Source organism: Anabaena sp. UHCC 0451 (genome assembly GCF_034931405.1).
Classification (GTDB): Bacteria; Cyanobacteriota; Cyanobacteriia; order Cyanobacteriales; family Nostocaceae; genus RDYJ01.
The window spans coordinates 81472-84958 of sequence record NZ_JAYGHA010000006.1 but is presented as its reverse complement, the minus strand read 5'-3'; the positions used below and the strand labels follow the sequence as shown (position 1 = coordinate 84958).

Genomic DNA, 3487 nt, shown 5'->3' with positions numbered 1-3487 from the left:
CTTTCGGATACACTACTGAAGTTACTTATTGAAAAAGCTAGGGAAATACAAGGTAGTTAAAACTGGATTTGTAATGTTGAAATACCTTTGAAACCTTCTTCCTATTTCAATGAGACTGCAACAATTCACGCTCCTCTCACCTAAAAATAATACGGAATGATTTAATATGATAATCGGAAAGACATCTTTTAACGAAAATCAATTACCAGATGGTCCAAAAGATCCTCCATTGTTTCAATTGATCAATTGGATTACTCGACCTTTAGAGTATCTAGACGACTGCACCGATAAATACGGCGATATCTTTACCATGAGGTTATTAGGATTTCCTCCACTTGTACTCATAGCCAATCCTCAAGGAATTAAAGATATTTTCACCCTTGATGGTCAGTATTTTGATGCTACACATACCAACAAAAATGGGGGTGGTCGTCTTATAATGGGCGATAATTCCTTAATTTTAATGGAAGGACCTCGTCATGAAAGAGAACGTAAATTACTTATGCCTCCTTTTCATGGAGAGAAAGTAAAATCCTATGCCAAGTCAATCCGTGAAATAACTGAAAAAGTAGCTTCTCTTTGGAAGATCGATCAATCTTTTCTGGCTAGAGATATCGCTCAAGAAATTACACTTAAGGTAATTATGCAGGTGCTATTTGGATTCAGTGAAGGGGAAAAATGCGAACGACTTAGATCCCTGATAGCTCATTGGTTACACATGACCTCTTCTCCATTAAGATTGAGTTTTATATTCTTGAAACCTCTGCAAGTAGACTTAGGACCTTGGAGTCCTTGGGGCAACTTTATCAGAACCAAACAAAAAATCTACGACTTATTCCAAGCGGAAATAGACGATAAACGAAATCACCCTGAAAAACTTGGCAATGATATCCTCAGTTTAATGCTATCTGCAACTGACTCAGAGGGTCAATCAATGAGTGACGAGCAGTTAAAAGATGAAATCATTACCTTGTTATCTGCTGGACATGAAACGACTGCTAATGGCCTAGCTTGGGGTTTTTACTGGCTTGTAAAAAATCCCTCAATAAAGGAAAAACTATCACAAGAAATCAATAGTTTAGGCAAAAATCCCGACCCCATTGAAATATCTCGTCTTCCCTATTTAACGGCTGTTTGTCAAGAAATATTGCGGCTGTATCCCATCGTAGAAGTTACCTTGCCGAGATTTGCAAAACAAGATATAGAAATAATGGGTCGCTGTTTTAAAGCTGGAACAACATTGATGCCCAGCATTTATTCAGTTCATCATCGAGAGGATTTGTATCCAAATTCCAAACAATTCAAACCAGAAAGATTTTTGGAGCGTCAATATACTTCCTATGAATTTATTCCTTTTGGTGGCGGCGTGAGGATGTGTTTGGGTCACGCTTTGGCTATGCTAGAAATTAAACTGGTAATAGCTACAATAATATCTAAATACAATTTAGAATTAGCTGATAATAAACCTATCAAACCAATACGTCGCAGTGCTACTATCGTACCTTCAAATGGAGTTCCTTTAGTTGTCACTGGTTTTCGCTAATTTGTCAAAGAATTGTCGTGCTATTTCAAGTGCTAAATTAGGATGAAGTTTTATGACTAACAAATTGCCTTTGCTTACTGATGAGCAAATTGCTCAGTTTTATGAAGATGGGTTTTTAGTTGTGGAAAACCTGCTTGACGAAGAATTAGTTAATCGTCTAGTTAATCGCTTTGAACCTCTATTTTCAGGTGAGTTTGATACTGGAATTTACCCCGATGATTTGACTTGGAACCCCAATTCAGGAACTCCTAATTCTACTAGACAAGTGGTAGGAGTTTGGAGAAGCGATCTGACTTTGGCATCAGTTGTTCTTTCCGAAAAGCTCGGTCAAATGGCGAGTTTACTTGGAGGCTGGAATGGATCACGTTTTTTAGGAGATAGCATTTTTCTAAAACCTTACGGAGCTTGTGAAACAGTTTTACATCAGGATCTAATATACCCCTTGTATCCCTTCTATCATCAACCTCTTGAATTTGTGGGTTGCTGGATTGCCCTCAGTGATGCTATTCCAGGTGCAAGCACAATTGAATATGTTAAGGGATCTCATAGATGGATACCTATGGATGTTGTACCAACTGCCTTTCCAGGTGCAAGCACAATTGAAAGTGAAAGCTATCTTTGGCAAATGGAAAAAGCTGCTAAAGAAGCAGGTGTAGAGCATCCAGAAGTGTCGCAAATAAAACTAAAGCCTGGAAGTTGTACATTTCATCATTGTCGTGTTTGGCATGGATCAGGTAGAAACCTTATGCCCAAAACCATGAGGCGTTCTCTTGCCTGTGTTTACATTCCGGCAGAATCTCGATTTATATCAGCTGGAGAAGGAGGTCATCTCCCAAACGGTTTTCACGCCGGACGCTATAAGCGTTACGGAGATGACTCAATCAATGAGAGCTTTTTCCCGATTGTCTGGCGGCAAGATGGCTACCGTAGCCCTTTCCTAGCTGATTATTGTGATGATGCACTAGCAAAAACTGCTACTTCTTGAGGATATTAGGCTAATGGTACATCAACCAGTCCAATTAAGTGATGAACAAATTCATCAGTTCCGTGAGCAAGGGTTTTTGATTCTCGATAAGTTCTTGGATTTGGAGCTAGTGGATCAAATCAATACTAGGCTAGACCTCATTGTTACAGGTCATTATGAAACAGGTGTTTTTCCAGATGAGTCTCATGGACGAGCAGGAACAAGTCAACCTAATGCAGTTCAACAAATAACCAATGTGTGGAGATGCGATCGCACCATTGCCAGCTTTTCATTTTCAGCAGAGATTGCTCGGTTAAATGCAACTTTGGGAGGTTGGGTTGATGCTCGTTTTGCCCTAGATAACTGCTGGGTTAAACCACCTGGCTCCTCAGAAGTCCCGTTTCATCATCATCGCGCTTATGTGTCTTCTATTGACCCATGTTCGGTTATAACTTGCTGGATTGCGCTGACAGACTTGATTCCAGAAGCAGGGACTTTAGAGTTGGTAAGTCAATCTCATCAATGGGTATGTTCTGACCAGGTAAGATTTCTGTATGCACCTGTGGAGGATTATCGCCAACCTTTGCGGACGGCTGCGAATCAAGCAGGTGTGGAGCATCCGAAAATTATCCAACTCACAATTCCCAGGGGAGGATGTGTATTTCTACACGGGGATTTATGGCGTGGTTTAGGGAAAAACACAACTCAAGAACAAACAAGCCGGAGCTTTGCAGTCAGCAGTTTCCCAATGAATGCTCAGTTTCAACCGCCTGGAGTTGGATATGGATATATTTTTGGGCGCTATAGAATGGTTGGTAGCCTGGAAATGGATGAAAGCTTTTTTCCCATTCTCTGGACTCCTAACGGTTATCGAACTCCAATGGTGGAACTTTATTGTCAGGACGCACTTGTTCCTCATAAGGCATCATAAATTCAGCAAGCCCTAAATAAAGCCGCCCTGCAAGGGGCGGGGCTTGTAT

At 40.6% G+C, this 3487-nt stretch carries 3 protein-coding genes; all 3 read left to right on the top strand.

Annotation, left to right across the window (positions count from 1 at the left end):
- The first annotated feature begins 166 nt into the window (after positions 1-166).
- Genes VB694_RS06310 through VB694_RS06300 form a run of 3 tightly spaced genes read left to right on the top strand, consistent with a single transcriptional unit; the run spans position 167 to position 3438 of the window.
- A complete protein-coding gene (locus VB694_RS06310) occupies positions 167-1543 on the top strand; it encodes a cytochrome P450 (RefSeq protein WP_323359462.1) in 1377 nt (458 codons plus the stop codon).
- A gap of 52 nt (positions 1544-1595) precedes the next feature.
- Positions 1596-2528 carry a phytanoyl-CoA dioxygenase family protein gene (locus tag VB694_RS06305; RefSeq protein ID WP_323359461.1) on the top strand — a complete coding sequence of 311 codons (933 nt, stop codon included), beginning with the start codon at positions 1596-1598 and terminating at the stop codon, positions 2526-2528.
- 13 nt (positions 2529-2541) lie between these two features.
- A complete protein-coding gene (locus VB694_RS06300; protein ID WP_323359460.1) occupies positions 2542-3438 on the top strand; it encodes a phytanoyl-CoA dioxygenase family protein in 897 nt (298 codons plus the stop codon).
- Positions 3439-3487 lie beyond the last annotated feature (49 nt).